At 50.3% G+C, this 25,600-nt stretch carries 29 protein-coding genes; 19 read left to right on the top strand and 10 right to left on the bottom strand.

Annotation, left to right across the window (positions count from 1 at the left end):
- The first annotated feature begins 54 nt into the window (after positions 1-54).
- The gene (gene speG, locus MNO13_RS11595; RefSeq protein ID WP_064546302.1) at positions 55-612 is read left to right on the top strand and encodes a spermidine N1-acetyltransferase; all 558 of its coding nucleotides are present in this window, start codon (positions 55-57) and stop codon (positions 610-612) included.
- A gap of 49 nt (positions 613-661) precedes the next feature.
- On the opposite strand, the gene MNO13_RS11590 is transcribed toward speG, so the two are convergent.
- Complete coding sequence (locus MNO13_RS11590; protein ID WP_064546300.1) at positions 662-1,702, bottom strand: oxidoreductase; 1,041 nt, start codon at positions 1,700-1,702, stop codon at positions 662-664.
- A gap of 279 nt (positions 1,703-1,981) precedes the next feature.
- Here MNO13_RS11590 and ydgT point away from each other — a divergent pair, with 279 nt between their 5' ends.
- The 11 genes from ydgT (at position 1,982) to gstA (ending at position 11,903) form a co-directional block, all read left to right on the top strand.
- Positions 1,982-2,197, top strand: a complete 216-nt coding sequence (gene ydgT / locus MNO13_RS11585; RefSeq protein WP_034495755.1) for a transcription modulator YdgT — start codon at positions 1,982-1,984, stop codon at positions 2,195-2,197.
- Between the two features lie 91 nt (positions 2,198-2,288).
- Positions 2,289-2,741 (top strand): DUF2569 domain-containing protein, encoded by a 453-nt coding sequence (locus MNO13_RS11580; RefSeq protein ID WP_064546297.1) that lies wholly within the window; start codon positions 2,289-2,291, stop codon positions 2,739-2,741.
- Positions 2,742-2,821: 80 nt separating this feature from the next.
- Positions 2,822-3,403, top strand: a complete 582-nt coding sequence (gene rsxA, locus MNO13_RS11575) for an electron transport complex subunit RsxA (protein WP_034455395.1) — start codon at positions 2,822-2,824, stop codon at positions 3,401-3,403.
- Complete coding sequence (rsxB, locus tag MNO13_RS11570) at positions 3,403-3,981, top strand: electron transport complex subunit RsxB (RefSeq protein ID WP_064546295.1); 579 nt, start codon at positions 3,403-3,405, stop codon at positions 3,979-3,981. Before rsxA ends, rsxB begins: the two co-directional genes overlap by 1 nt.
- Positions 3,974-6,061, top strand: coding sequence for an electron transport complex subunit RsxC (gene rsxC / locus MNO13_RS11565; protein ID WP_241940014.1), 2,088 nt, complete (start codon positions 3,974-3,976; stop codon positions 6,059-6,061). Before rsxB ends, rsxC begins: the two co-directional genes overlap by 8 nt.
- A complete protein-coding gene (gene rsxD / locus MNO13_RS11560) occupies positions 6,062-7,111 on the top strand; it encodes an electron transport complex subunit RsxD (RefSeq protein WP_064546291.1) in 1,050 nt (349 codons plus the stop codon).
- 9 nt (positions 7,112-7,120) lie between these two features.
- Positions 7,121-7,747, top strand: coding sequence for an electron transport complex subunit RsxG (rsxG, locus tag MNO13_RS11555; RefSeq protein ID WP_241940013.1), 627 nt, complete (start codon positions 7,121-7,123; stop codon positions 7,745-7,747).
- Entirely contained in the window at positions 7,744-8,430 is a 687-nt protein-coding gene (locus MNO13_RS11550; protein ID WP_064546287.1) for an electron transport complex subunit E, read from the top strand. The genes rsxG and MNO13_RS11550 overlap by 4 nt, the downstream gene beginning before the upstream one ends.
- Positions 8,430-9,065, top strand: coding sequence for an endonuclease III (gene nth / locus MNO13_RS11545; RefSeq protein WP_241940012.1), 636 nt, complete (start codon positions 8,430-8,432; stop codon positions 9,063-9,065). Before MNO13_RS11550 ends, nth begins: the two co-directional genes overlap by 1 nt.
- Positions 9,066-9,684: 619 nt before the next feature.
- On the top strand, positions 9,685-11,190 hold the full coding sequence (gene dtpA / locus MNO13_RS11540; RefSeq protein WP_064546283.1) for a dipeptide/tripeptide permease DtpA: 1,506 nt from the start codon (positions 9,685-9,687) through the stop codon (positions 11,188-11,190).
- A gap of 110 nt (positions 11,191-11,300) precedes the next feature.
- Positions 11,301-11,903, top strand: a complete 603-nt coding sequence (gstA, locus tag MNO13_RS11535; protein ID WP_241940011.1) for a glutathione transferase GstA — start codon at positions 11,301-11,303, stop codon at positions 11,901-11,903.
- A gap of 42 nt (positions 11,904-11,945) precedes the next feature.
- Here gstA and pdxY read toward each other — a convergent pair whose 3' ends face one another.
- The 5 genes from pdxY to anmK all read right to left on the bottom strand — a co-directional run bounded on the left by pdxY (position 11,946) and on the right by anmK (position 16,598).
- A complete protein-coding gene (gene pdxY / locus MNO13_RS11530) occupies positions 11,946-12,806 on the bottom strand; it encodes a pyridoxal kinase PdxY (RefSeq protein WP_064546279.1) in 861 nt (286 codons plus the stop codon).
- A gap of 101 nt (positions 12,807-12,907) precedes the next feature.
- Entirely contained in the window at positions 12,908-14,182 is a 1,275-nt protein-coding gene (gene tyrS / locus MNO13_RS11525; protein ID WP_241940010.1) for a tyrosine--tRNA ligase, read from the bottom strand.
- A 142-nt stretch (positions 14,183-14,324) separates the two neighbouring features.
- The gene (gene pdxH / locus MNO13_RS11520) at positions 14,325-14,981 is read right to left on the bottom strand and encodes a pyridoxamine 5'-phosphate oxidase (protein ID WP_241940009.1); all 657 of its coding nucleotides are present in this window, start codon (positions 14,979-14,981) and stop codon (positions 14,325-14,327) included.
- A gap of 57 nt (positions 14,982-15,038) precedes the next feature.
- The gene (mliC, locus tag MNO13_RS11515; RefSeq protein WP_064546273.1) at positions 15,039-15,362 is read right to left on the bottom strand and encodes a C-type lysozyme inhibitor; all 324 of its coding nucleotides are present in this window, start codon (positions 15,360-15,362) and stop codon (positions 15,039-15,041) included.
- A gap of 111 nt (positions 15,363-15,473) precedes the next feature.
- The gene (gene anmK / locus MNO13_RS11510; RefSeq protein ID WP_064546271.1) at positions 15,474-16,598 is read right to left on the bottom strand and encodes an anhydro-N-acetylmuramic acid kinase; all 1,125 of its coding nucleotides are present in this window, start codon (positions 16,596-16,598) and stop codon (positions 15,474-15,476) included.
- Positions 16,599-16,885: 287 nt separating this feature from the next.
- On the opposite strand from anmK, the gene slyB reads away from it, so the two are divergent.
- Positions 16,886-17,353, top strand: a complete 468-nt coding sequence (gene slyB, locus MNO13_RS11505) for an outer membrane lipoprotein SlyB (RefSeq protein ID WP_064546269.1) — start codon at positions 16,886-16,888, stop codon at positions 17,351-17,353.
- Positions 17,354-17,470: 117 nt separating this feature from the next.
- Here the strand turns inward: slyB and slyA are convergent, their stop codons facing one another.
- A complete protein-coding gene (gene slyA / locus MNO13_RS11500) occupies positions 17,471-17,911 on the bottom strand; it encodes a transcriptional regulator SlyA (RefSeq protein WP_064546267.1) in 441 nt (146 codons plus the stop codon).
- Positions 17,912-18,086: 175 nt separating this feature from the next.
- On the opposite strand from slyA, the gene MNO13_RS11495 reads away from it, so the two are divergent.
- From MNO13_RS11495 to MNO13_RS11485, 3 genes are read left to right on the top strand one after another with little or no spacing between them, the layout of a single operon-like run.
- Complete coding sequence (locus MNO13_RS11495) at positions 18,087-18,323, top strand: DUF1656 domain-containing protein (RefSeq protein ID WP_074388562.1); 237 nt, start codon at positions 18,087-18,089, stop codon at positions 18,321-18,323.
- 8 nt (positions 18,324-18,331) lie between these two features.
- Complete coding sequence (locus tag MNO13_RS11490) at positions 18,332-19,183, top strand: efflux RND transporter periplasmic adaptor subunit (RefSeq protein WP_232885796.1); 852 nt, start codon at positions 18,332-18,334, stop codon at positions 19,181-19,183.
- A gap of 7 nt (positions 19,184-19,190) precedes the next feature.
- Positions 19,191-21,212, top strand: coding sequence for an FUSC family protein (locus tag MNO13_RS11485; protein ID WP_241940008.1), 2,022 nt, complete (start codon positions 19,191-19,193; stop codon positions 21,210-21,212).
- Positions 21,213-21,214: 2 nt separating this feature from the next.
- Here MNO13_RS11485 and sodC read toward each other — a convergent pair whose 3' ends face one another.
- The 3 genes from sodC to MNO13_RS11470 form a co-directional block, all read right to left on the bottom strand.
- Positions 21,215-21,736: a superoxide dismutase [Cu-Zn] SodC gene (sodC, locus tag MNO13_RS11480; RefSeq protein ID WP_064546567.1), complete on the bottom strand. Its 522-nt coding sequence runs from the start codon at positions 21,734-21,736 to the stop codon at positions 21,215-21,217.
- An 80-nt stretch (positions 21,737-21,816) separates the two neighbouring features.
- Positions 21,817-22,713 carry an aldo/keto reductase gene (locus MNO13_RS11475; protein WP_121813582.1) on the bottom strand — a complete coding sequence of 299 codons (897 nt, stop codon included), beginning with the start codon at positions 22,711-22,713 and terminating at the stop codon, positions 21,817-21,819.
- A gap of 57 nt (positions 22,714-22,770) precedes the next feature.
- Positions 22,771-23,010 carry a DUF1289 domain-containing protein gene (locus tag MNO13_RS11470; RefSeq protein ID WP_074388561.1) on the bottom strand — a complete coding sequence of 80 codons (240 nt, stop codon included), beginning with the start codon at positions 23,008-23,010 and terminating at the stop codon, positions 22,771-22,773.
- Positions 23,011-23,185: 175 nt separating this feature from the next.
- On the opposite strand from MNO13_RS11470, the gene MNO13_RS11465 reads away from it, so the two are divergent.
- From MNO13_RS11465 to nemA, 3 genes are read left to right on the top strand one after another with little or no spacing between them, the layout of a single operon-like run.
- Positions 23,186-23,788, top strand: a complete 603-nt coding sequence (locus tag MNO13_RS11465) for a phosphoethanolamine transferase domain-containing protein (RefSeq protein ID WP_241940007.1) — start codon at positions 23,186-23,188, stop codon at positions 23,786-23,788.
- Positions 23,785-24,384 carry a TetR/AcrR family transcriptional regulator gene (locus MNO13_RS11460; protein WP_241940006.1) on the top strand — a complete coding sequence of 200 codons (600 nt, stop codon included), beginning with the start codon at positions 23,785-23,787 and terminating at the stop codon, positions 24,382-24,384. The genes MNO13_RS11465 and MNO13_RS11460 overlap by 4 nt, the downstream gene beginning before the upstream one ends.
- Positions 24,385-24,439: 55 nt before the next feature.
- A complete protein-coding gene (gene nemA, locus MNO13_RS11455) occupies positions 24,440-25,537 on the top strand; it encodes an alkene reductase (protein ID WP_064546254.1) in 1,098 nt (365 codons plus the stop codon).
- Positions 25,538-25,600 lie beyond the last annotated feature (63 nt).

Below are 25,600 nucleotides of genomic sequence, written 5' to 3'. Positions count from 1 at the left end.
CTGTAGTCAATAAGGCTTCTGCCTGGAAGCCTTACCACTTTGAAAGGAACTCACATGCCCCACGATTTGCAAATCAAACTTCGCCCACTAGAACGCGAAGATCTCCGTTTCGTCCATCAACTGGATAACAACGCAAGCGTGATGCGCTACTGGTTTGAAGAGCCCTACGAGGCGTTTGTCGAATTGTCAGATTTGTACGACAAACATATTCACGACCAAAGTGAGCGGCGTTTTGTCATTGAATGTAATGGCGAGAAAGCCGGTCTGGTGGAATTGGTCGAAATTAACCATGTTCACCGCCGTGCCGAATTCCAGATAATTATTTCGCCAGACTATCAGGGCAAAGGGCTGGCATCTCGAGCCGCTATACTTGCGATGGATTACGGGTTTATGGTGCTGAACCTGTACAAGCTGTATTTAATTGTTGATAAAGAAAATGCCAAAGCCGTGCATATCTATAAGAAACTGGGCTTTATGGTGGAAGGCGAATTAATCCACGAATTCTTTATTAATGGTGAGTATCGCAACACTATCCGGATGTGCATTTTCCAGCATCAGTATCTGACAGAGCACAAAACCAGCGGCAGTCTGTTAAAACCTACCGCGCAGTAAACAAGTCCATCTCACCCTGGACCAGGGTGAGATGTCCTATAAATGCGGGCTATGACAGATTCAGCGTGGCGCGATGTTTGGCAGACTCCATCCCTAGCTCAATCATTTCCATAACCTGAATAGCTTGTGCTGCCGGCACTGGGTTTTCGCCGTGACCGGTAAGAGCATCACGAATCGCCGCATAGTAAGCCGGGTAATTACCAGGCACTGTCAACAGCGTTTGTTCCGCCATCACGTCGCCCTGCGCCAGCGTTAATACGCCATCACGCATATCATAACCCCAGTCTTCCTGCGGTAGACGTTCGCCCGCTTTCAGGCGATCTTCCTGTGGGTCCAGGCCATATTTGATGTAACTGCCACGCGCTCCGTGCACGATATAACGAGCAGTTTCTGCCGCCGCCAACAAAGTGCCGTGTAAGACAACGCGGCGTTGAGGATAGGCCAATACCGCGTGGAAGTAGTCAGTGGCTTGCGCACCCGGGCGCAACTGGCCTAAATCCACGGTCAGGCTTACCGGCAATCCGAAAAGATTTAGCGCCTGGTCGATAAGATGTGGCCCTAAGTCGTACCAGATACCACTGCCGACACCAGCCTGCTCACGCCAGCGATTGCGAACTTGCGGACGGTAGCGGTCGAAGTGCGATTCAAAATAGGCCACTTCGCCCAAAGTACCGTCTGCCAGCAGCCCTTTCAGGGTTAAGAAATCACTGTCCCAACGGCGGTTATGGAATACTGAGAGTAACAAACCACAGCTTTTTGCCAGTGCATCCAGTTCACGCGCTTGTGACAACGTCACGGTAAACGGTTTATCGACCACCACATGCTTGCCTGCTTCCAGCGCGGCTTTAGCCAACGGGAAATGCGTGTCGTTAGGTGTTGGGATAACAATCAGGTCGATATTTGGGTCGTTGAAAAGATGATGAGGGTCAGAGACAACCGGCATGTTTGGCCAGTCAGCATGAACTTTCGTGGCATCGCTGCTGGAAACACCCGCCAGGACCATGCCAGGCGTACCGACAATTAATGGTGCGTGAAAGGTTTTGCTGGCGTAACCGTAACCGATTAGTCCGACACGAATGTTATCACTCATTTGCGTTCCTCATTATTTTTGACGGTTCATTTGACACCATCCCACAGATTGTAACAACAGGTAATTATATTGTTGCGTGCTAGTTGCGTATTCCACAGCCTACCTGTCCGTAAGACGGCATCCAACTGGCGTTTTTGCCATAACCAGCCGATGAAAACTCCTAAAAATTTAAACTCGGGTTATTCGTAGATAAATAAAAAGCGATTTACGGTTATTATTCGGACAAAACAAACGTACTGCGTGCCCTTTCCTCTTTTATTTTATGGATAACCACCCCCCATGACTGCTCTCGATTATTTAATGAAGTTCCGTAAAATCAGTTCGTCCGAAAGCCTTGAAAAACTGTTTGATCATCTTAACTACACCCTGACAGATAATAATGAACTGATGAATATGTATCGCGCAGCCGATCATCGTCGGGCGGAATTAGTTTCAGGCGGACGTCTGTTTGATTTAGGCTGTGTGCCAAAATCGGTCTGGCGGTATGTGCTCTAGCATCACAGGTAGCAAAGCGCTGAAAAAACCTTATAATCCTCCCGCCTTATGATTCGCATAAGGAAAGTCTCATACTTTTTCGGGAGGTAACATGACGACGACCCAAGAACCCATGCAAGCACCTCGTATTGCAGGCTGGCTTCTGGCCCCTCTCGCCTGGCTTTTGATGACGCTTCTCAGCAGCACTATTGCGCTAGCCATTTATCTTATGATGCTCATCACCCCAGAAAGCCATCGACTTATGAGCGCACAAGGCCCCAAAATGGTGCTCCTTTGGTACACCTCAATTGCCTGTGCCATTGCCATGTGGGGTTACACCATGTGGTTGACTATTGCCTTCTTCAAACGTCGTAAGAATGTGGTACGTCATTATATTCTTTGGTTATTACTGTCAGTACTGTTAGCGATTAAAGCCTTCGCATTTTCCCCAGTAAGTGACAGCCTGGCATTACGTCAGTTGATGTTTCCTTTATTGGCTGCCGCCTTGTTGGTTCCTTACCTCAAGCGTTCACAGCGCGTGAAGCAAACATTTATTAAACCGTAATAACCCTATAATCGTTCTGTTGTCGTCATCGGCCTGTTGGCCGATAATAGGCGGCTTTTTTTTGGTTTCAGGTCTTATTCATGACAGATTATTTGCTGCTCTTTGTTGGAACGGTGCTGGTCAATAACTTCGTATTAGTGAAGTTTCTTGGTCTGTGTCCGTTTATGGGGGTTTCCAAAAAACTGGAGACCGCTATTGGCATGGGGCTGGCGACCACTTTTGTACTGACGCTGGCTTCTATTTGCGCCTGGCTGGTCAATGAGTTGATCCTTATTCCTCTCGACTTAGTCTATTTGCGCACGCTGGCCTTTATTCTGGTGATTGCCGTTGTTGTTCAATTTACCGAAATGGTGGTTCGCAAAACCAGCCCGGCGCTCTATCGCCTGTTGGGGATCTTCTTGCCACTGATTACCACTAACTGCGCGGTGCTCGGCGTTGCGTTGCTCAACATCAATCTTGGCCACAACTTCCTGCAATCCGCGCTTTATGGCTTTTCAGCTGCGGTAGGTTTTTCACTGGTGATGGTGTTGTTTGCGGCTATTCGGGAACGTCTGGCTGTTGCCGATGTGCCTGCGCCTTTTCGCGGGAATGCCATTGCACTAATCACCGCAGGCTTGATGTCTTTGGCCTTTATGGGCTTTAGCGGCCTGGTAAAGTTCTGATGAGTACTATTTGGATTGCGGTGATAGCTCTGGGCCTGTTAGGCCTGGTATTCGGGCTGATCCTCGGCTATGCCTCACGCCGTTTTCGTGTCGAAGAAGACCCGATTGTCGATAAAATTGATGAGTTGCTACCGCAAAGTCAGTGCGGTCAATGCGGTTACCCAGGCTGCCGTCCCTATGCCGAAGCGGTAGGAAACCAGGGTGCGAATATCAACTTGTGCGCACCCGGCGGTGAGGCGGTGATGCACAAAATTGCCACATTACTTAACGTCGACCCGCAACCTATTGATGGTGATGCCGATGCGCAAGAGCCCGTGCGTATGTTGGCGGTTATCGACGAAGCCAACTGTATTGGCTGCACCAAGTGCATTCAGGCTTGCCCGGTTGACGCCATTGTCGGCGCAACCCGAGCCATGCACACCGTTATTAGTGACCTTTGCACCGGATGCAATTTATGTGTCGACCCGTGCCCAACGCGCTGTATTGATTTGCGCCCGGTCGAAACCACCACAGAAAGCTGGAAGTGGGATCTGCAAACCATCCCGGTTCGACTCATTCCGGTGGAGCAAAATGTTTAAGCTATTTACCCGTTTCAAAAAAGATAAAATTTGGGATTTTGACGGTGGTATTCATCCACCGGAAATGAAAACTCAATCCAACGGTACGCCGCTACGCCAGGTTCCTTTACCGCAAAAACTGGTTATCCCGTTAAAGCAGCACATTGGTGCTGAGGGCGAGCTGTGCGTGAAACCCGGTGATTACGTGCTGCGTGGTCAACCATTGACTCGCGGGCGTGGTCGCATGTTGCCGGTTCACGCTCCTACCTCAGGAACCGTTACCGCCATTGCGCCCCACTCTACAGCTCATCCTTCTGCGCTGGCTGAGTTGAGTGTCCTGATTGAAGCCGATGGCGAAGACCAATGGATTGAACGCGACGGCTGGCAGGACTATACCTCCCGCAGCCGTGAGGAGCTGATTGAGCGCATTCATCAGTTTGGCGTGGCAGGTTTGGGTGGAGCAGGTTTCCCCACGGGGAATAAATTGCACGGTGGCGGCGATAAAATCGAGACGCTGATTATCAATGCGGCTGAATGCGAACCGTACATTACTGCCGATGACCGCCTGATGCAGGATTGTGCCGCGCAAATCGTCGAAGGTGTGCGCATCCTCGCACATATCTTAAAACCTCAGCGCGTTTTAATCGGTATTGAAGACAATAAACCGCAGGCGATTTCGATGCTGCGTGCGGTGTTATGTGATACCCACGGCATTCAACTACGCGTCATCCCGACCAAATATCCGTCTGGTGGCGCAAAGCAACTGACTCAGATTCTGACGGGGAAACAGGTACCACAGGGTGGGCGTTCTTCCGATATCGGCGTGCTGATGCAAAACGTCGGGACGGCCTTCGCGGTGAAGCGCGCCATTGTTGATGGTGAGCCTTTAACTGAGCGCGTGGTGACGTTAACCGGCGGTGCCGTTCAACAGCCAGGTAATGTCTGGGCACGGTTAGGAACTCCGGTTCGCCATCTGCTTGATTTTGCAGGATTCCGTCCGGGCCATGATCAACAAGTGATTATGGGCGGCCCACTGATGGGCTTTTGTCTGCCGTGGCTGGATGTTCCGGTAGTTAAAATCACCAACTGTTTGCTGGCCCCATCGGCCAATGAAATGGGTGAGCCGCAGGAAGAACAGAACTGTATCCGTTGCAGCGCCTGCGCCGATTCTTGCCCGGCTGATTTGTTGCCACAGCAGCTTTACTGGTTTAGCCGTGGGCAGCAGCACGATAAAGCCCAGGCTCACAACCTGAAAGATTGCATTGAATGCGGCGCTTGCGCCTATGTGTGCCCCAGCAACATTCCGCTGGTGCAGTACTTCCGTCAGGAAAAAGCCGAGATCCGCGAAATCGAGCTGGAAGCAAAACGCACTGCTGAAGCGAAGATTCGCTTTGAGGCACGCCAGACGCGTCTTGAACGTGAAAAAGCCGCTCGTCAGGAACGCCATAAGAAGGCAGCGGTTCAGCCAACTGCGAAAGATAACGATGCAATTCAGGCAGCTCTTGCTCGCGTGAAAAACAAGCAAGCACAAAGCAATGAACCGATTGTGATTCAGGCAGGTAGTCTGCCAGATAACCAGCATGTTATTGCGGCGCGTGAAGCTCGCAAAGCGCAGGCTCGCGCTCGTCAGGCAGAGAAAGATACGCGAACAAGCGGGGCAGAAACCACGGCGACAGACCCGCGCAAAGCAGCCGTTGAAGCGGCTATCGCCCGCGCTAAAGCGCGTAAAGCGGCGCAAACTGGCGAATCTGCTCCGGTAACTGAAAGCGCTGAAGCCACTAAAGTCGACGCCGTTGACCCGCGCAAAGCAGCTGTCGAAGCGGCTATCGCCCGCGCTAAAGCGCGTAAAGCGGCGCAAGCTGGCGAATCTGCTCCGGTAACTGAGAGTGCTGAAGTCACTAAAGTCGACGCCGTTGACCCGCGCAAAGCAGCTGTCGAAGCGGCTATCGCCCGTGCTAAAGCGCGTAAAGCGGCTCAGGCTACAACCGAATCTGTAGCAGAATCTGCCGAAGAACAAGATCCGCGCAAAGCCGCGGTTGCTGCGGCCATCGCCCGAGTCCAGGCACGAAAAGCAGCGCAACAAATGGCATCAGAGGAATAGATGGTTTTCAAGATAGCAAGCTCCCCTTATACCCATAACCAACGCAGCACATCGCGGATTATGCTGCTGGTGACCTGCGCCACTTTGCCAGGAATCGCCATGCTGTGGTACTGGTTTGGCTGGGGAAGCCTGGTGCAGATTGCATTAGGTATCCTCACCGCCGTCGCCGCAGAGCTATTTGTGCTCAAACTGCGTAAGCAACCCCTGAAAATCCTGGCTGACAATTCAGCTGCGTTAACCGGCCTGCTGTTAGGTATGAGTATTCCGCCCCTTGCACCGTGGTGGATGGTGATTCTCGGTACCCTATTCGCCGTCATCATCGCTAAACAGTTATATGGCGGGCTTGGTCACAACCCCTTTAACCCGGCGATGGTCGGCTACGTGGTATTACTGATTGCCTTTCCTGTGCAAATGACATCATGGCTGCCGCCGCAAACTCTTGCCGCGACGGTGCCGGGTTTTGCTGATTCAGTGCATGTTATTTTCTCGGGTGCGACTGCAGTGGGCGACAGCATGTCGCAACTACGTATGGGCATTGACGGTATAAGTCAGGCGACTCCGCTTGATACCTTTAAGACCGGGTTACGTGCCGGGCATTCCGCAACGTCCCTGATGCAGGCACCTATCTACACAGGCGTACTGGCAGGAATCGGCTGGCAGTGGGTCAACCTGGCCTTCCTGCTGGGTGGCGTGTTCTTATTAATGAAAGGCGCAATTCGTTGGCATATTCCGGTCAGTTTCCTGATAACACTGGCGGTGTGTTCCACTCTGGGTTGGGTGTTTTCCCCGGAAAAATGTGCCTCACCGGTGATTCACCTGTTCTCTGGCGCAACCATGCTGGGTGCATTTTTCATTCTCACCGACCCCGTCACTGCCTCGACGACGAATCGAGGACGCCTGATTTTTGGCGCACTGACCGGTGTGTTGGTATGGCTCATTCGCACCTATGGCGGCTATCCGGATGGCGTGGCATTTGCCGTACTGCTGGCAAATATTACCGTCCCGTTGATTGATTATTACACCCGGCCTCGTGCTTATGGGCACCGCTAAGGAGTCGTCATGCTGAAAACAATGCAAAAACATGGCGTGACTCTGGCGCTATTTGCCGTAATGGCGACCGGACTTACGGCAGTCGTCAATGCGTTAACCAAAGACACCATCGAGCAACAGGCCGTGGCCCAACAAAAGCTATTGTTTGATCAGGTGATTTCCCCCGATCTCTACGACAATAATATTCAGTCCAGTTGCCTGGTCGTCAGTGAGCCACAATTGGGCAAAGGTGAACGCCATATTTACGTGGCGCGTAAAGGCCAACAGCCCGTTGCCGTGGTGATGGAAGCGACAGCGCCTGACGGCTATTCTGGCGCCATTCAATTACTGGTTGCGGCCGATTTTAATGGCAAGGTACTGGGGTCACGTGTCACAGAACACCATGAAACTCCGGGGCTGGGCGATAAAATAGAAACCCGACTGAGTGACTGGATTACCCATTTTGCCGGTAAAACCATTCGTGGCAGTGATGACCCAAGCTGGGCGGTGAAAAAAGATGGTGGGCAGTTTGATCAATTTACCGGGGCCACTATCACACCACGTGCAGTCGTCAATGCGGTAAAACGAGCGGGACTGTTCGCTAAAACATTACCATCGCAAATTGATAACCTTCCTGTTTGTGGAGCACAGCCATGAGCGAAGTAAAAGATATTGTCGTTCAGGGGTTATGGAAAAATAACTCCGCACTAGTGCAATTGTTGGGCCTGTGCCCACTGCTGGCAGTAACATCAACCGCCACCAATGCCCTCGGGCTTGGTCTGGCAACCACACTGGTGCTGGTGCTGACTAACAGTGCCGTTTCTGCCCTGCGCCGCTGGGTTCCGGCAGAGATTCGCATCCCCATTTACGTGATGATTATTGCCTCGGTTGTCAGCACCGTACAAATGCTCATCAACGCCTATGCTTATGGTTTATATCAGTCTTTGGGGATATTTATTCCGCTGATTGTGACCAACTGTATTGTCATCGGTCGCGCCGAAGCGTTCGCCGCCAAAAGCAGTGTGCCACTGGCCGCCCTCGATGGGCTTGCCATTGGCCTGGGTGCCACAAGTGCCATGTTTGTATTAGGCTCCCTGCGCGAAATCATTGGCAACGGAACGTTATTTGATGGGGCTGATGCGTTACTTGGCAGTTGGGCTAAGGTGCTGCGCATTGAAGTCTTCCACACCGATACCCCTTTCCTGCTGGCGATGTTGCCACCGGGTGCGTTCATCGGCCTGGGTTTGATGCTGGCGGTGAAGTATCTGATCGATGAAAAAATGAAAACGCGCCGTACCGCGAAAGCGACGGCACCGGAAGGGAATCCAGAGAAAGCGTAATGAATAAAACCAAGCGGCTAGAGATCCTGACACGTCTGCGTGATAACAACCCTCACCCAACCACGGAGCTGAATTTCAGCTCACCGTTTGAATTGCTGATCTCGGTTCTGCTGTCAGCGCAGGCCACTGATGTCAGTGTCAATAAAGCCACGGCAAAGTTGTATCCGGTGGCGAATACGCCACAAGCTATGCTCGATTTAGGCGTGGACGGCGTGAAGTCGTATATCAAAACCATTGGCCTGTTTAACAGCAAGGCGGAAAACGTCATCAAGACCTGCCGGATGCTCATTGAGCTACATAACGGTGAAGTCCCTGAAGACAGAGCGGCCCTGGAAGCCCTGCCTGGTGTAGGGCGTAAAACCGCCAATGTGGTGCTCAATACCGCATTTGGCTGGCCCACTATTGCCGTCGACACCCATATTTTCCGCGTTTGTAACCGCACTAATTTTGCACCAGGTAAAAATGTTGAGCAGGTTGAGGAAAAGCTGCTGAAGGTGGTTCCGGCAGAATTTAAAGTCGATTGCCATCACTGGCTAATCCTTCATGGCCGTTACACCTGCATTGCTCGTAAACCGCGCTGTGGCTCATGTATCATTGAAGATCTGTGCGAATTCAAAGAGAAAGTTGAACTCTGATTTCCCGCCTGCTTCTTAAGAAGCAGGGCATTCCATTCCCTTATACACTTCCTCATAGCTGCCAATACCAATAAATCCATTCATTTGTTCTGCGTATTGTTACCACTTCACTTACTTCATCTGGTGAATAATCACCCGACCAGGTTAATCGTTTTTTTACGATAAGAATTTTCCATAAATATGTGACGAAGATCACGCTGATAACTTGATGTTAAATTTTGGTCATCAAAATGAAACAAATAACCACGTAATACACAGTGATAACTCCAACCAGGCAGGACAATTACCTGTACAAATCTTTACACCTGGCCTATATCACTACACATTTGCCAGTAGAGCAGAACATATAACTAAATTGCCGTTATTTTATCATTTTATGAGAGAATAAATTGGTAAAGCGCATTTTGATAAAATTTAACGCTGAATAACAATTTGGTTTGCGGAGCTTTATCTTGCACGGGATAAATGTAACAGATCGTTACAAACCTCTTGCCTGAAGCCTCAGGATAGTGAACATTACCCGCCGTTTCCCCTTTCTTATAACTAAAAAAGCGAATGCACACTCGGCATAACGCTTAAAAAATTCCTGTTAAATTGGGATGTAAAAAAAGAGGTATATGTGTCGACTGCAAACAAAGAACCAGCAGAAAGCATCAGTCTGAATGCTTTCAAACAACCTAAATCGTTCTACCTGATTTTCTCTATCGAATTATGGGAGCGTTTTGGCTACTACGGCCTCCAGGGCATCATGGCCGTTTATCTGGTCAAAATGCTTGGGATGTCCGAAGCTGACTCCATCACCCTGTTCTCTTCCTTCAGTGCACTGGTCTATGGCTTAGTAGCAATTGGTGGTTGGCTGGGCGATAAAGTTCTCGGCACCAAACGTGTCATTATGCTCGGTACTATCGTACTGGCTATCGGTTATGCGCTGGTGGCATTTTCCGGTCATGATGTGGCAGTGGTGTACATGGGTATGGCGACTATCGCTGTGGGTAACGGTCTGTTCAAGGCTAACCCGTCGGCCCTGCTTTCTACCTGTTATGCGAAGGATGACCCGCGTCTTGATGGTGCATTTACTATGTACTATATGTCCATCAACATTGGTTCGTTCTTCTCTATGCTTGCCACACCGTGGCTTGCTGCGAAGTACGGCTGGAGCGTTGCGTTTTCCCTCAGCTTCGTCGGTATGCTGATTACTCTTGTGAACTTCATGTTCTGTAAGAGATGGGTAAAAGACTACGGCTCCAAACCAGACTTTGAACCTGTTCACTTCGGTAAACTGATTGCCACTATCGCGGGCGTCATTGTGCTGGTAACAGCTGCAACCTGGCTGCTGCACAACCAGGGTATCGCACGTATGGTACTGGGCGTTGTGGCTCTGGGCATCGTGATTATCTTTGCTAAAGAAGCCTTTGCCATGCAGGGCGCTGCGCGTCGCAAGATGATTGTTGCGTTCATCCTGATGGTTGAAGCGATTGTGTTCTTCGTGCTGTACAGCCAAATGCCTACTTCTCTGAACTTCTTTGCTATTCGTAACGTAGAGCACGCGATTCTGGGTATTACGTTCGAACCGGAGCAGTTCCAGGCACTGAACCCATTCTGGATTATGATCGGCAGCCCAATTCTGGCCGCTATCTATAATAAAATGGGCGACCGTATGCCGATGCCGCATAAATTTGCCTTCGGTATGGTGCTGTGTTCCCTGGCCTTCCTGGTACTGCCTGTTGGCGCTAAGTTCGCATCTGACGCCGGTATCGTATCGGTTAGCTGGTTGATTCTGAGCTATGCGCTGCAGAGTATCGGTGAGCTGATGATTTCCGGCCTGGGCCTGGCAATGGTTGCACAACTGGTACCACAGCGTCTGATGGGCTTCATCATGGGTAGCTGGTTCCTGACTACCGCTGGTGCAGCAATCATTGCCGGTAAAGTGGCTAACCTGATGGCGGTTCCTGAGAACGTGACTGATCCGCTGCAATCTCTGGCTGTTTACGGTCACGTGTTCATGCAGATCGGTATCGCTACTGCTGTTATCGCTGTTCTGATGATGATCATTGCACCAAAACTGAACCGTATGACCTTCAGTGATGAAAAAACTGAAACCTCTACGGAAACAGCTACCGCGTAATGTAGCGGGAAACATAAAATTTTAAGCCGTTAGCTTCATGCTTAACGGCTTTTTTTTTGCCGGTAAGCGCACTAACATAAGGTATCTTAGCGCCCTATAGGAGTTCAGTAATGAAACTGTATTATAAAGCTGGTGCCTGTTCCCTCTCCCCTCATATTATTCTGCGTGAAACGGGTATTGATTTCTCTCTGGTTAAGGTCGATTTAGCGGCGAAGAAAACCGAAGCAGGTGATGACTATCTTGAAGTCAATGCGAAGGGGCAAGTCCCTGCGTTGCTGTTGGATGACGGTTCACTGCTAACTGAAGGCGTGGCGATTGTTCAGTATTTGGCGGATAAAGTACCTGACCGCCAACTACTCGCTCCGGCAGGCAGCATGACGCGTTACCACACTCTCGAATGGCTGAACTACATCGCGACCGAGTTGCACAAGAGCTTCTCCCCGTTGTTCAACCCAGCAACGCCTGACGAATACAAAACCATTGCGCGTGCCGCACTGGAGAAGAAATTCAAATACGTTGACGAAGAGCTGAATGATAAACAGTGGCTGATGGGCCTGCGCTTTAGCGTGGCAGATGCGTATTTGTTTACCGTGCTGCGCTGGGCGAATGCGGTGAAACTGAATCTGGAAGGGCTGAGCAACATCGAAGCGTTTATGGAGCGTATGAAAGCGCGTCCGGCAGTGGCTGCTGCATTAACAGCTGAAGGGATTTAATTAATACGGCGGATAGGCGCAAGCTTCATCCGCCATTTTTTATTACAGTTTCACTGCAGTGAAATAATGCTCTGGATTTGCAATACCTTCTTGCGCTGCCACCAGTTGCAGTTCGTACTCTTCCATTTTCTTGGTTACTACCATGATGTCGTATACCGCGGCGGTAACATGCTCCAGCGCTTCGCGTAACGTGGCACCATGTAGCAGATTCACCAATAACAGTCCACTCGTCACATCACCCACTCCGACTGGCTGACGGTCGCCAAAGTCGACCAATGGGCGGTGAATATGCCAGGCTTCATCTGCCGTCACCAACAACATTTCAAAGCGGTCATGCTGGAACGCAGCACGCGCCAGGTGTTTCACCAACACAATTTCTGGCCCCTGGGCAATCAGCTCTCTCGCGGCACTGACCGCTTCTTCAACGGTGTTAACCGCATGACCGCAGAGAATCTCAAGCTCGATTAAGTTGGGGGCAATAATGTCGCTGGCTGGCATGGCATAACGAGTATGGAATTCGGCAACACCAGGTGCAACGATACAGCCCTTTTCTGGATGCCCCATTACCGGGTCACAGAAGTACTTCGCTTGCGGATTAGCTTCTTTAACTTTACGAACAATAGAAAGAATGTGCTCGCCCTGCTCGGCAGAGCCAAGATAACCACTCAGTACTGCATCACAACGCTTTAACTGCCCAATATCTGCAATCCCCTGCACAATCTCGCTGAGGTGGCTGGCTGGCATCACGCTGCCTGTCCATTTACCGTATTGGGTATGGTTTGAGAATTGGACTGTGTTCAGCGACCATACGTTGGCGCCCAGACGGCGCATCGGGAATTCGGCAGCACTGTTACCTGCATGACCGAAAACGACATGAGACTGGATGGCAAGGATATTTTTCATTTCTCTACTCGGAGGCAACGATTTTTTTAGGGGTTGCGAAATGACAACGGGTGGCAAAAATAAAGGGCGTGGTTTCCCACGCCCTTTAAGTTTATTCTCAATTACTTCCAGCAAACGAGGCAGTAATTTTTCTTACCCCGGCGCAACAAGGTGTAGCGATTGAAAAGAATATCGCTATCAGCAAAGGTATATTCCGGGTCAGACTGCTTCTCGCCATTAATGGTGATCGCGTTCTGTGCAATGGTTTTACGTGCCTGGCCGCGTGACGGTTGCAGTTCAGAATCAACCAACGCCTGTTGCAGGTCAGCACCACGATCCATTTCCACCATCGGTACGCCGTCTTGTGCCAGTTGCTCAAGGTCAGCTTCGGTCAAATCGCTCAAGTTGCCGTTGAACAGGCTGCTGGTGATACGTTTTGCTGCTTCCAGGCCTTCTTCGCCGTGAACCAGACGAGTCACTTGATCGGCAAGCACGTATTGCGCACGCGGAGCGGTACCGCTGTTTTTGTCTTCTTCTTCCAGTGCGTCAATTTCTTCGAGGCTCATGAAAGTGAAGAACTTCAGGAAGCGATACACATCGGAGTCTGCGGTGTTAATCCAGAACTGGTAGAACTTGTACGGGCTGGTTTTCTTCGGATCAAGCCATACTGCGCCACCTTCAGTTTTACCGAATTTGGTACCGTCAGATTTGGTGATCAACGGAACGGTAAGACCGAACGCTTGTTGCTGGTGCAAACGGCGAGTCAAGTCGATACCAGAGGTGATATTGCCCCACTGATCAGAACCGCCAATTTGCAGCACCACGCCGTGCAGTTTGTTCAGGCACGCGAAGTCATAACCTTGTAACAGGTTGTAGGAAAATTCGGTGAAAGAGATACCAACATCATCACGGTTCAGGCGCTGCTTCACCGCTTCTTTGTTAATCATCTGGTTAACAGAGAAGTGCTTACCGATATCACGCAGGAAGGTCAGAACGTTCATTCCGCCAAACCAGTCGTAGTTGTTAGCCGCGATAGCTGAGTTTTCACCGCAGTTGAAATCGAGGAAAGGTGCAACCTGACGGCGGATTTTTTCCACCCACTCTTGCACTGTGTCTTCGGTATTCAGTTTACGCTCTGAGGCTTTGAAGCTAGGGTCACCAATCAAACCTGTCGCACCACCCACCAGCGCAACTGGTTTGTGGCCCGCTTCCTGGAAGCGTTTCAGGCACAGCAGTGGAACCAGATGGCCCAAATGCAAGCTGTCAGCGGTAGGATCAAAGCCGCAATACAGAGCAATTGGCCCTTGCGCCAGTCGCTGTGCTAACGCTTCTTCATCCGTTACCTGGGCGACTAAGCCCCGCTCTTGCAATTGTTTTATCAAATTGATGCTCGCCATCAAATTCTCCATCTATATACGACTGCACCTTGGCCGGTACACGGCTTTCCGCCTGTTGGCGAAAGGAGTTAATTTCTTAGGGGACATAGGATAAAGCGCCAACAGCAGGAGTGCCAGCGCTTAAAACAACAATTTCCCTATGTTATGGCGCCAAACGGTCTATTTTCCAGGAACAGCCTTCGCGCTGGTATAAAAAACGATCGTGTAGACGATGTTCGCCGCCCTGCCAGAATTCCATTTGTTCAATTGTTACGCGATAGCCACCCCAGAAACTGGGTAATGGAATGTCGCCTTGCTGGAATTTCTGTTTCAGCTCGAGGAATTTACTTTCCAGAATACCTCGTGCGGAAATTCGGCTGGACTGTTTGGAAACCCAGGCACCAATTTGGCTATCGCGCGGGCGACTGTGGAAATATTTCATCACTTCGAGGGTGGATAAACGCTCCGCAGTGCCTTGCACCATCACCTGGCGATCAAGCATATGCCAGGGGAAATGCAGGCTAATACGCGGATTATTTTCCAAATGATGCGCTTTGCGCGAACCAAGGTTGGTGTAAAACACCAGCCCGCGTTCATCATAGTGTTTGAGCAAAACGATGCGCTGATATGGCTGACCGCTCTCATCGACAGTAGCCACCACCATGGCGGTAGGATCAGCAAGTTTTGCCTCGCAAGCTTGAGCTAACCAGCGCTCAAACAAGGCTAACGGTTGTTCAGTAAGATCATTGCGGCGCAAACCACCTTTTGTGTATTCGCGGCGCAGATGCGCAATTTGTTGCAAAGAGTCGTTATCAGACATGGCGTTACGTCAGGCTATCGTAAGGTGGAGCTATTGTGCGCTCCACCCTTAGAAATCTCAACGCTTGGGATTTTGTAATTGGCAATTATCTAACACAACAGTGTCTTTCCGATAAACCGTGGCGGTATCGCCTTTCGACCAGAACACGTAAACCCCATCAGTATAACGAACACCCGATGCCGATAATCCCTGAGTCAGGGACAAGTATTCATTGTCGTAAACGAAATTCACCATGCTTTTCTGGTTATTCAATTTAACGGTGAGGGGTTTATCATCGCACTGATACTGCAAAGTATCGGTCTGCATACGCTCAACAAAAGTGTTGTAGTAGCTACATCCGGCAAGCATGAAGGGGATGGTGGCAATAAGTAGTTTTTTCATCTGCATATCCTGAAGTTCTTATTATTTCTTATAAAGGGGGAGCATAACTTCCCCCATTCACTTCAGTTTAGAGATTTAGTGCTTAAGTTAATTTCAGTTAACTCTGATTTTTCAGGGAATATTGTACAGTGGGTTGGCAGGAAAAATTGCCCCTATCACGCTAGCAGCCGATGCTCCCGTTACCGAAGGTAAATTGCCCGGTAATCCAGATAACGTTCGATAGGCAAGCCAGGCGAAAGCCAGCGCTTCCATGTCATCGCCACTGATTCCTGCTTCGTCAGTTGTCGTGACTTCGATTCCTGGCAGCAGCCCTGCCAAACGAGCCATCAATAAAGGATTGCGACTTCCCCCACCGCACACCATCAAGCGCTCACAACCACCGCTCAACAATACTTGTTCTGAAATCGTTACTGCAGTCAGTTCGGTCAGCGTTGCCTGGACATCTTCTCCGGCAAGCCCAGGGAATGCTGCGAGCTGCCGCTCAAGCCATCCATAATTGAAATACTCGCGCCCGGTACTTTTTGGTGCTGGCATCGCAAAGTAAGGATCACTCAACATTTGCTGCAGTAAGGGGATAATCACCTTGCCGCTGATCGCCCATTGCGCATCTTTATCATAGGCTTTCCCGCGCTGACGCCAGATCCAGGCATCAATCAGCATATTTCCCGGCCCGGTATCGAAACCGCGCACTGGTTGTTCAGGAATCAACAAAGAGAGATTAGCGATACCACCAATATTGAGCACCATGCGATGTTCAGTGGGATGCCCAAGTAAAGCCTGATGGAAGGCAGGGACTAGTGGAGCGCCCTGCCCACCCAGAGCCATATCACGGCGGCGGAAATCACCGACAACGGTGACTCCGGTACGGGCAACAATTTGGTTGTTATCGCCAATTTGCATAGTGTGCGCCGCTTCACCTTGTGGCTCATGCCATACAGTTTGCCCATGGCAGCCAATAGCGGTGATATCCGTATACGTCAGGCCCTGTTCGGTCATCAGAGTTTGTACTGCCTCAGCGAACAATTTACCCAGTCGATTATCGAGCTGACCGAGTTGAGAAAGAGTTAATTGCTGGCCCTGGCAGATTGCCAGAATGGCATTTTTAATATCCAAAGGAATGGGATGGCTGTAACTCGCTTGCTGAGCAACAAGATGTTCATCAATCGCAGCAAGAACGACATCAATACCGTCCAGGCTGGTGCCTGACATCACGCCGATATAACGCCCTGATTTCATCTGTTACTCCTGAAAGCTCGCCAAATTGTGGGATTAAGTGCCCCATAAACTAACATTCAACACAGTGATTGATTAATAGTTTTTAACCACGTTGCGTCACAAAATGATATTGAAAGCGCTGTTATACCTCAACAATGGCAAATGGTTTAAGCCCTGTTAAAACTCACTTATCTAGAATCAATGCGACCATGTGGCTGAACTAATATTAAATTCGGCACCTAAATACCATATAATTAGGCCCGATGGATGCTCGGTTGGGCGTTTTAAGATGATCAGGAGAGTCACAAATGATTTCACGTATACTGGCGGTCTCGTTAGTAGGTTTAACTTTGGCTGGTTGCGCTAACACCAGTACGCTTTCAGGCGATGTGTATAGCGCCTCAGATGCTAAGCAAGTTCAAAGCGTAACTTACGGCACATTGGTCTCCACTCGCCCGGTACAAATCCAGGCTGGCAATGATTCAAATGTGATGGGCGCGATTGGTGGTGCAGTTCTGGGTGGTTTCCTGGGTAATACTGTCGGCGGCGGTTCGGGCCGTTCACTGGCTACAGCTGCAGGTGCTGTGGCAGGTGGCGTAGCGGGTCAGAGCGTCCAGAGCGCCATCAACAAAACTGATGGTGTTGAGCTGGAAATCCGTAAAGATGATGGCAATACTATTCTGGTCGTGCAAAAACAAGGTAAGACCCAGTTTGCTGCTGGTCAACGTGTAAGAATCGCCAGCAACGGCAGCCAAACGACTGTATCACCAAATTAATAATGAAGAGGTGGCTTGCTTGCAGGTCGCCCTACTTTATTGCGGTGGAACAAAGTTTGTAGCGCGAAGTTTGCTAAAGAGTAAGCCTCACCGAGAGATGAGGCTTACTGAGAGAAATTACTCTTTAGTCTGAAGATGAACGATGTTTTGTTCCAGTCGATTAATCAGATCAAGAAGTAGCGCTTGCTCGTCGGAACTGATCCCCAACAAAATCTCATTGCGCGTTTTTTTAATCACCGTTTCCATCTCATTGATGATTGGCTCAGCGCGTTCAGTAAGCTTAATACGTTTTGCCCTGCGGTCATTCGCGCAGGTTTGACGTGAAATAAGCCCTTTCTCTTCAAGCTGGTCGAGCGTTCTGACCAATGAGGGTTGTTCGATACCAATCGCTTTCGCCAACTGAATCTGTGACTGCTCGGGCGGCAACTGATGAATATTGTGCAGCGTAACCCAATGCGTCTGTGTCAACTCCAGAGGTTTTAGACGATGGTCAATCAGAGCACGCCAAATGCGCACTAACCTTGCCAGATCTGATCCTAGTGGCGATTCCAATTTCATCTCCTTATAATTAGCTTGCTAACTTATTATACTGATTTTAAACTATTGTGCAGGCATTCATTGAAAAATTAAATTCCTTACTTTTGCTGATGTTAAGCAACCAGCTATACTTTTAGTTTACAACTAAGTCAGGGGAAACGGCAGTCATCCCCAGTAATTTAAAGGATTATCTGACGTGATATTCAGTTTTATAACATCAGGCTTACCTCTTCAGGACTTGGTTGTCGGGGCTTCCATCTACTTTCCCCCTCTTTTCAAAGCCGTTATCCTTGGCTTTTTTATCTGGCTCATTCTGCATCATTTGCTGCGTGACTGGATGTATTCCGGCGATATCTGGCATCCGACATTAATGGATTTGTCGTTATTTTCGCTGTCCGTTAGCGCAGGACTTGTCATTTTAGTGATGTGGTAAGCAATAACATGAAAACAATAAAGTACTTCTCCACGCTGCTGATTTTCGCTGTCGCCATTATTGTTGGCTGGATGTTGTGGAATTATTACATGCAATCCCCGTGGACGCGAGATGGGAAAGTGCGTGCCGAACAAGTCAGCATCACCCCTCAGGTGTCGGGAACCATTACTCAGTTGAATGTCGAAGATAACCAGTTCGTTCAAGCGGGCACCGTGCTGTTCACTATTGACCCCACGCCTTATCACATTGCCCAACTCAATGCACAAGCGCAGCTAGCCCAAACGCAGTCTGAACTGGCGAAAGCCAGCAATGAAGCATTACGCCGCAGAAATTTACCGCGTAATTATATTTCTGCTGAAGATATGGATACGGCGAATATCAATGTCAAAGCCGAACAAGCCGCAGTTAAAGCTGCCGAAGCCACACTTGAGCACGCGAAATGGCAACTGACTCAAACAACCGTCAGCGCGCCAGTTGATGGTTGGGTCACCAATCTCTCGACCCGTACCGGTAACTATGCCACTGTGGGTCAACCGGTCTTTGCGCTTATCGACAGCCACTCTTTTTACGTGGTCGGTTACTTTGAAGAAACCAAGCTGCGCCATATCCAACCCGGTGACACTACGCAGATTGTGCTGTACAGCGGCCATGTCCCGCTAAGCGGCAAAGTGCAAAGTATCGGCCGCGCTATCTACGATCAAAGCGTGGAAAGCGACAGCAATTTAGTTCCAGATATCAAACCCAATGTGCCGTGGGTGCGCCTCGCCCAGCGCGTTCCGGTGCGCATCAAATTAGATAGAATTCCCGAAGGCGTTACGCTGGTTTCCGGCACCACCTGCACAGTTACCATAAAGCATTAATCGGCTGATGAAACTCTCCGCCCTGCAATGGCAAAACACCCCGTGGGGAAAGGCGAATGCCGGGCAATGGCGTTATGCGCTGCGTAACGCTATTGCGATGTGTCTCGCATTAACTATTGCCTATTATCTCGATCTGGACGAACCGTACTGGGCGATGACTTCAGCGGCGGTGGTCAGTTTTCCCACCGTAGGCGGTGTAGTCAGTAAAAGTTTGGGGCGTGTTGCAGGTAGCCTGATTGGTGCGACGGCTTCGCTAATCATCGCGGGGAATACGCTGAACGACCCCTGGCTGTTTACCTTCGCAATGGCGTCCTGGCTGGCGCTGTGTACGTGGAGTTCAAGTCATTTCCAGAATAACGTTGCCTATGCGTTTATGCTGGCAGGTTACACCGCCGCAATCATCGCTTTCCCTATGGTGAATACCGTCGATACCACGCAACTTTGGGATATCACTCAAGCGCGTGTTTGCGAAGTGATCGTCGGGATTTTGAGTGGGGCATTTATGATGATGGTGCTACCCAGCACATCGGATGGCACCACCCTGCTGACAGCTCTGCGGAATATGCACGCCCGGCTGTTAGAACACGCATCTATGCTGTGGAAACCAGAAACCACCGATGCCATCCGCACCGCGCATGAAGGTGTAATTGGGCAAATTTTGACCATGAATTTACTCAGAATTCAGGCATTCTGGAGCCATTATCGTTTCCGCCGCCAGAACAATTTGCTTAACTACCTCATTCATCAGCAATTGCGCCTGACCAGTGTGATCTCCAGCCTGCGCCGGATGTTGATGAACTGGCCAAACCCACCTGAAAATTTGTGGCCAGTTCTCGAAGCTTTAATCAAAGAGTTGGCGCGGGAAGAAGTTCATAAGTACACCATTGCACGACTGCTTGCGCAGATCGCCCCCAGTACTGAAGATGATTACCGGCATCAGGCTTTCTGGCATCGCCTGCGCTACTTTTGCTGGCTCTATCTCAACAGCAGTCGCTGGTTACGCGAGCTGGAAAATGCCACGCCGGTCGCTGAATTAAGCCCGCCAAAAACACCGCCACTGACTCGTCATACTGATAATACCGAAGCGGTCTGGAGTGCTTTGCGCACGTTTTGTGTGATCACCGTTACTGGTGCCTGGTGTATCAGCACCCAATGGGACGCCGGGAGTGGTGCGTTATCACTGGCGGCCATTAGTTGTGTGCTCTACTCGTCAGTACCATCGCCGTTGAATTCGCTGACCCTGCTAATGCGCACCTTATTGTGGCTTTCGGTGTTCAGCTTCCTGGTCAAATTTGGCCTGATGGTACAAATCACCGATCTGTGGCAATTCCTTGTTTTCTTACTGCCGCTGTTGGCAACCATGCAGTTACTGAAGCTACAGCAACCCAAGCTAGCTGGACTGTGGGGGCAACTGATAGTTTTCATGGGGTCGTTTATTGCCGTCACCAATCCGCCAGTCTATGACTTCGCTGATTTTCTGAATGACAACCTGGCAAAAGTGATTGGCGTGGGGCTGTCGTGGGTTGCGTTTTCGGTGCTGCGCCCCGGTTCTGATACGCGCAAAGGCCGCCGCCATATTCGTGCATTGCGCCGTGGCTTCGTGGACCAACTTAGCCGTAAACCGCAACATTCTGAGAATCAGTTTGAGTCATTGGTTTATCACCACATCAGCCAGCTCAGTAGCAGTAAAGATGACGTGGCACGCCGCTGGCTACTGCGTTGGGGTGTGGTGTTGCTAAATTGTTCGCATGTTGTCTGGCAATTACGCGGATGGGAAACTCGCTCGGACCCGCTTTCTCAGGTACGTGATGTGTGCATTCATACTTTGCGTGACGTGATGAGCGAGCGTGGGGTTCAACAACGTTCTTTAGCCACCTCGTTGCAGGAATTGCAGCGGATGTCGGAAACACTCTCGCATCATCATAATCCGGCAGCGCGCGAACTGGCGGGGATCATCTGGCGGCTTTACTGCTCTCTTTCACAGCTAGAACAAGCGCCACCTGCCGGAACGCTGGCAGGCAGCCACTGAGTTTATTGAATTACACCGCAGGCGTAACGCGCACCACCACCACCCAGCGGTTTAGGTTGATCGGACATATTATCGCCGTCAACATGAACCATCAGCGCCTTACCTTTGACTTCATCAAGGGTTTTCATGCGCGGTGCCGTGACTGGTTCAGTTGCGCTGCCATCATTATCGACCACCAACACCGGTAAATCACCCAAGTGTCCAACCCCCATCGGCCCCATATGCTTACCGGTTTTGTCAGGATCAAGGTGACCACCAGCGGCCTCAGCAGCCGAAGGCTTACCGTTTTTCATTCCGGGGTCACAACTGCCATTGGCGTGAACGTGAAAACCATGTTCACCAGGAGGAAGAGTTCGAAGATCGGGCGCGAAAACCAGCCCTTTATCGGTTTCGGTTATTTTCACCGTGCCAAGAGAATGGTCAATTCCCTTTGACGTGACGAGATTCATTTGCACTTCAGTGCTGGCAGCCTGAACAGCAGCACAGCTAAATAGCGTAAGAAAAGCCAGACTAATTCGCTTCATAATATCTCCCGGATTGACTTTCAGCCTGTTAAGCATAGGCCATACCAGTCGAATGCTCCGGGAGATCGCTATTTTTGTGGTTATGGCACGTCGTAACCCAGCGCAGCTTTACGAATGCGGAACCACTGTTGGCGGTTCATATCGAGGCTTAAAGAGTGAATCGCTGAACGTACGCGCTCAATCTTACCGGAGCCGATAATTGGCAACGGCTTCGCGGGTAAACGCATCACCCAGGCATAAACCACTTGTTCGATAGTTTCCGCCCCCAGTTCATCTCCCACAGCACGCAGCTCATCACGCAACGGTTGGAAAGTTTCATCATTAAACAAGCTCCCGCCGCCCAGGCATGACCACGCCATAGGATGGATGCGCAGTTGCTGGCATTGATCCAGCGTGCCATCAAGAATCGTTGGCTGATGCACTGGGGAAATCTCTACCTGGTTAGTCGCCAGCGTAAACGGCAGACGTGATTGCAGCAGACTAAATTGCGCAGGAGTGAAGTTAGAGACACCAAAATGGCGCACTTTGCCGCTCTGATGCAGCGAGGTAAACGCCTCAGCCACTTCGTCAGCATCCATAAGCGGATCCGGGCGGTGAATTAACAGCAAATCGAGGTAGTCGGTAGCCAGTTTTTGCAGTGAAGAGTCGGCACTGCTGATGATGTGTGATTTGTCAGTAATGTAGTGCCCCAGTGCATGGCCTGGATTTGCGGTGGTGGCAATCCCGCACTTGGTGACAATTTCCATTTTCTGCCGTAGGTGTGGCACCAGGCGCATCGCATCGCCAAAGGCAGCTTCGCACTGATAACCACCGTAAATATCGGCGTGATCGGCTGTAGTGATTCCCAGGTCGACATGTTCTTCGATAAAACTGGCCAGCTGGCGAGCGGACATGTTCCATTCCATCAAACGCCAATAGCCCATAACAAGCCGAGAAAACTCAGGTCCCTGCGGGGAAATCGTAGTGCGCTGTACCATAAAGCCTATCCTCAGTAAGAAACGAATTCTGCGAGTGAGTATAGCGAGATCAGCGAATTAAAAAAGTGAGGGTTGCTGCGGTTCTTCGGGGGGAGTGGACTTGCTTGCGCGTAATTTGCGTATCAATCTCTGGCGGCATAAGCGCAGTACTTCCTGCTTTTGCCCATCGCTCATTTGCTGCCACTGAAAACGCTCATCGCGGCTACGCATACAACCACGGCAAAAGCCGCGCTCATCCGACTGGCAGATCCCGCGACATGGGCTTTGTATCGGGAAAAACTCTAGCTGTTCAGACACCCTCACCCCCGTAATCTTGTGTTATTTCAATTGAAGCCCTTCATCCAAAATGTTGCAAGCGCGGCGGTGAATATTCTCAACACGTATCCCGAATAGCGGACGATGACCGTTTTGCTTAAATTAAGGTTCACCTAATCTTCATTCTTTAGTCTGTGCCCATTACTTATGAGCACTTATGGCTGTCATGGAAACCCTGAAAAAGTTACAGTGTAACGATTCAAAGTTTAATCTCTACTGCGCGTTCTTCTTCACCATAATCAATTTCTTGTTGATCAAACGCAGCTGGGAAATTATTGAACCAAATTCGTTCCACAGCTGGATTTTCGCCATTTCGGTGCCAGTGGTTTTATTTAGCGCCTGGTTGATAATCTTTAGCCTGATTAACCTGCCGTGGTTGCGTAAACCATTACTGGTGATTTTGGTGCCTGGCTGCGCGGCCTGTAACTATTTTATGTTCACCTGTGGCGCAGTTATCGACAAAAACATGATGACCAACGTCGTGACTTTGGTTACACCGCAATTACTGATGTGGACTGGGCTCACCGGTATTGTATGCGCAGTGTTTTTGGCCACGATTAAAATCAAACCTTCGCGTTGGTGGTACACCCTGCTATCGCGCACCGTTGGCGTACTGGCGGGTCTGCTAATCATTATTCTGGTGACTTCCGTATTTTATAAAGACTACGCCTCGCTGTTCCGTAACCACAAAAATATCGTAAAAATTCTGCCACCTGATACTTGCATTAGACCGACTGGTCTATTACAGTTCTTTCCATGAACAGACATCCCGCACATGACACTCGTGAACATCTTCTTGCTACCGGCGAGCAGCTTTGTCTGCAACGTGGGTTTACTGGCATGGGATTAAGCGAACTGTTAAGCACCGCCGAAGTACCGAAAGGTTCCTTCTATCACTACTTTCGCTCAAAAGAGGCGTTTGGCGTGGCGATGCTGGAGAGGTATTACACCGCTTATAACCTGCGATTGCAGCAGCATTTTTCGCAAGACAGCGGGAATTACCGTGAGAAATTAATCGCCTGGTATCAGGAAACTGTCACCTGGTTTTCGCAACATGGCAGCCTGATCAGTTGTTTGACGGTTAAACTTTCGGCTGAGGTGTGTGATCTTTCAGAAGATATGCGCACAGCCTTAAATAAAGGTTCGGCGCAAATCGTTTCCCAGATTGCAGATGCACTGGAGAAGGGGCATGCCGAATCAAGCCTTAAATTAACCGACTCGGCGTTAAACCAGGCACAAGTGATTTATGCCCTGTGGCTGGGAGCCAGCTTACAAGCGAAAATTTCACGTAGCGCGATACCGCTGGAATGCGCCCTCGCCCACGTTAGCCAATTATTAGCGGAGCCTGTCTCCTGACAGGCTTTTTTATTTACTCAATTACTAGACGACCGGTCTATTCAAAGGATAACCCATGTCAGCAGATAAATTATTTACCCCACTGAAAGTCGGTGCCATTACCACACCAAACCGCATTTTTATGGCGCCATTAACTCGTCTTCGCAGCATTGTGCCTGGCGATATCCCAACCCCATTGATGGGCGAATATTATCGCCAGCGCGCAAGCTCCGGCCTTATCATCAGTGAAGCCACGCAAATTTCTGCGCAAGCTAAAGGTTATGAAGGCGCACCCGGTCTGCACAGCGATGAGCAAATCGCTGCGTGGAAGAAAATCACCGCCGGTGTTCATGCGGCAAAAGGTCGCATTGCGGTACAACTCTGGCACACCGGCCGTATCTCTCACTCCAGCATTCAGCCAGGCCAGCAAGCGCCTGTCGCGCCATCGGCGATTTCTGCCGGTACGCGCACCTCACTGCGGGATGAAAATGGCCACGCCATTCGCGTCGACACCTCTTTGCCACGTGCGCTTGAGCTGAATGAAATCCCGGGCATCGTCAATGATTTCCGTCAGGCGGTAGGTAACGCCCGTGATGCTGGTTTTGACATGGTCGAACTGCACTCCGCGCACGGTTATTTGCTGCACCAGTTCCTGTCACCGACCTCCAACCATCGTACGGACGAATATGGCGGTAGCCGCGAAAACCGTGCGCGTCTGGTACTGGAAGTGGTCGATGCCGTGAGCAAAGAATGGAGTGCCGACCGAATTGGTATCCGCGTCTCGCCAATCGGTTCATTCCAAAACGTGGATAACGGCCCGGATGAAGAAGCCGATGCGTTGTATCTGATTGAAGAATTGAACAAGCGCGGCATCGCTTATCTGCATATGTCAGAGCCTGACTGGGCTGGCGGCAAACCGTATAGCGAAGAGTTCCGTCTGAAAGTGCGTGAACGTTTCAACGGCGTGATCATCGGCGCGGGCGCTTATACCCCAGAGAAAGCGGAGTCGTTAATCGAGAAAGGTTTAATCGACGCTGTCGCTTTTGGCCGCGATTACATCGCCAATCCTGATTTGGTCGAACGCCTGCATCACAATGCCGAACTCAACGCCCAACGTCCTGAAACCTTCTATGGCGGCGGTGCTGAAGGTTATACCGATTACCCAACTTTATAAGACCTGTCGATTGATAGCGGCGTGAATTCGCCGCTATACTTACCCTCACATTTAGAAATTAAC

Source organism: Buttiauxella ferragutiae, from assembly GCF_022637515.1.
Taxonomy (GTDB): Bacteria; Pseudomonadota; Gammaproteobacteria; order Enterobacterales; family Enterobacteriaceae; genus Buttiauxella; species Buttiauxella ferragutiae.
This window is presented reverse-complemented; position numbering and strand designations above follow the sequence as displayed.

Excerpts from the sequence above, each read along its gene's own strand:
- speG (WP_064546302.1), top strand. The coding sequence starts at position 55 with ATGCCCCACGATTTGCAAATCAAACTTCGCCCACTAGAACGCGAAGAT.
- MNO13_RS11590 (WP_064546300.1), bottom strand. The coding sequence starts at position 1,702 with ATGAGTGATAACATTCGTGTCGGACTAATCGGTTACGGTTACGCCAGC.
- ydgT (WP_034495755.1), top strand. The coding sequence starts at position 1,982 with ATGACTGCTCTCGATTATTTAATGAAGTTCCGTAAAATCAGTTCGTCC.
- MNO13_RS11580 (WP_064546297.1), top strand. The coding sequence starts at position 2,289 with ATGACGACGACCCAAGAACCCATGCAAGCACCTCGTATTGCAGGCTGG.
- rsxA (WP_034455395.1), top strand. The coding sequence starts at position 2,822 with ATGACAGATTATTTGCTGCTCTTTGTTGGAACGGTGCTGGTCAATAAC.
- rsxB (WP_064546295.1), top strand. The coding sequence starts at position 3,403 with ATGAGTACTATTTGGATTGCGGTGATAGCTCTGGGCCTGTTAGGCCTG.
- rsxC (WP_241940014.1), top strand. The coding sequence starts at position 3,974 with ATGTTTAAGCTATTTACCCGTTTCAAAAAAGATAAAATTTGGGATTTT.
- rsxD (WP_064546291.1), top strand. The coding sequence starts at position 6,062 with ATGGTTTTCAAGATAGCAAGCTCCCCTTATACCCATAACCAACGCAGC.
- rsxG (WP_241940013.1), top strand. The coding sequence starts at position 7,121 with ATGCTGAAAACAATGCAAAAACATGGCGTGACTCTGGCGCTATTTGCC.
- MNO13_RS11550 (WP_064546287.1), top strand. The coding sequence starts at position 7,744 with ATGAGCGAAGTAAAAGATATTGTCGTTCAGGGGTTATGGAAAAATAAC.
- nth (WP_241940012.1), top strand. The coding sequence starts at position 8,430 with ATGAATAAAACCAAGCGGCTAGAGATCCTGACACGTCTGCGTGATAAC.
- gstA (WP_241940011.1), top strand. The coding sequence starts at position 11,301 with ATGAAACTGTATTATAAAGCTGGTGCCTGTTCCCTCTCCCCTCATATT.
- pdxY (WP_064546279.1), bottom strand. The coding sequence starts at position 12,806 with ATGAAAAATATCCTTGCCATCCAGTCTCATGTCGTTTTCGGTCATGCA.
- tyrS (WP_241940010.1), bottom strand. The coding sequence starts at position 14,182 with ATGGCGAGCATCAATTTGATAAAACAATTGCAAGAGCGGGGCTTAGTC.
- pdxH (WP_241940009.1), bottom strand. The coding sequence starts at position 14,981 with ATGTCTGATAACGACTCTTTGCAACAAATTGCGCATCTGCGCCGCGAA.
- mliC (WP_064546273.1), bottom strand. The coding sequence starts at position 15,362 with ATGAAAAAACTACTTATTGCCACCATCCCCTTCATGCTTGCCGGATGT.
- anmK (WP_064546271.1), bottom strand. The coding sequence starts at position 16,598 with ATGAAATCAGGGCGTTATATCGGCGTGATGTCAGGCACCAGCCTGGAC.
- slyB (WP_064546269.1), top strand. The coding sequence starts at position 16,886 with ATGATTTCACGTATACTGGCGGTCTCGTTAGTAGGTTTAACTTTGGCT.
- slyA (WP_064546267.1), bottom strand. The coding sequence starts at position 17,911 with ATGAAATTGGAATCGCCACTAGGATCAGATCTGGCAAGGTTAGTGCGC.
- MNO13_RS11490 (WP_232885796.1), top strand. The coding sequence starts at position 18,332 with ATGAAAACAATAAAGTACTTCTCCACGCTGCTGATTTTCGCTGTCGCC.
- MNO13_RS11485 (WP_241940008.1), top strand. The coding sequence starts at position 19,191 with ATGAAACTCTCCGCCCTGCAATGGCAAAACACCCCGTGGGGAAAGGCG.
- sodC (WP_064546567.1), bottom strand. The coding sequence starts at position 21,736 with ATGAAGCGAATTAGTCTGGCTTTTCTTACGCTATTTAGCTGTGCTGCT.
- MNO13_RS11475 (WP_121813582.1), bottom strand. The coding sequence starts at position 22,713 with ATGGTACAGCGCACTACGATTTCCCCGCAGGGACCTGAGTTTTCTCGG.
- MNO13_RS11465 (WP_241940007.1), top strand. The coding sequence starts at position 23,186 with ATGGCTGTCATGGAAACCCTGAAAAAGTTACAGTGTAACGATTCAAAG.
- MNO13_RS11460 (WP_241940006.1), top strand. The coding sequence starts at position 23,785 with ATGAACAGACATCCCGCACATGACACTCGTGAACATCTTCTTGCTACC.
- nemA (WP_064546254.1), top strand. The coding sequence starts at position 24,440 with ATGTCAGCAGATAAATTATTTACCCCACTGAAAGTCGGTGCCATTACC.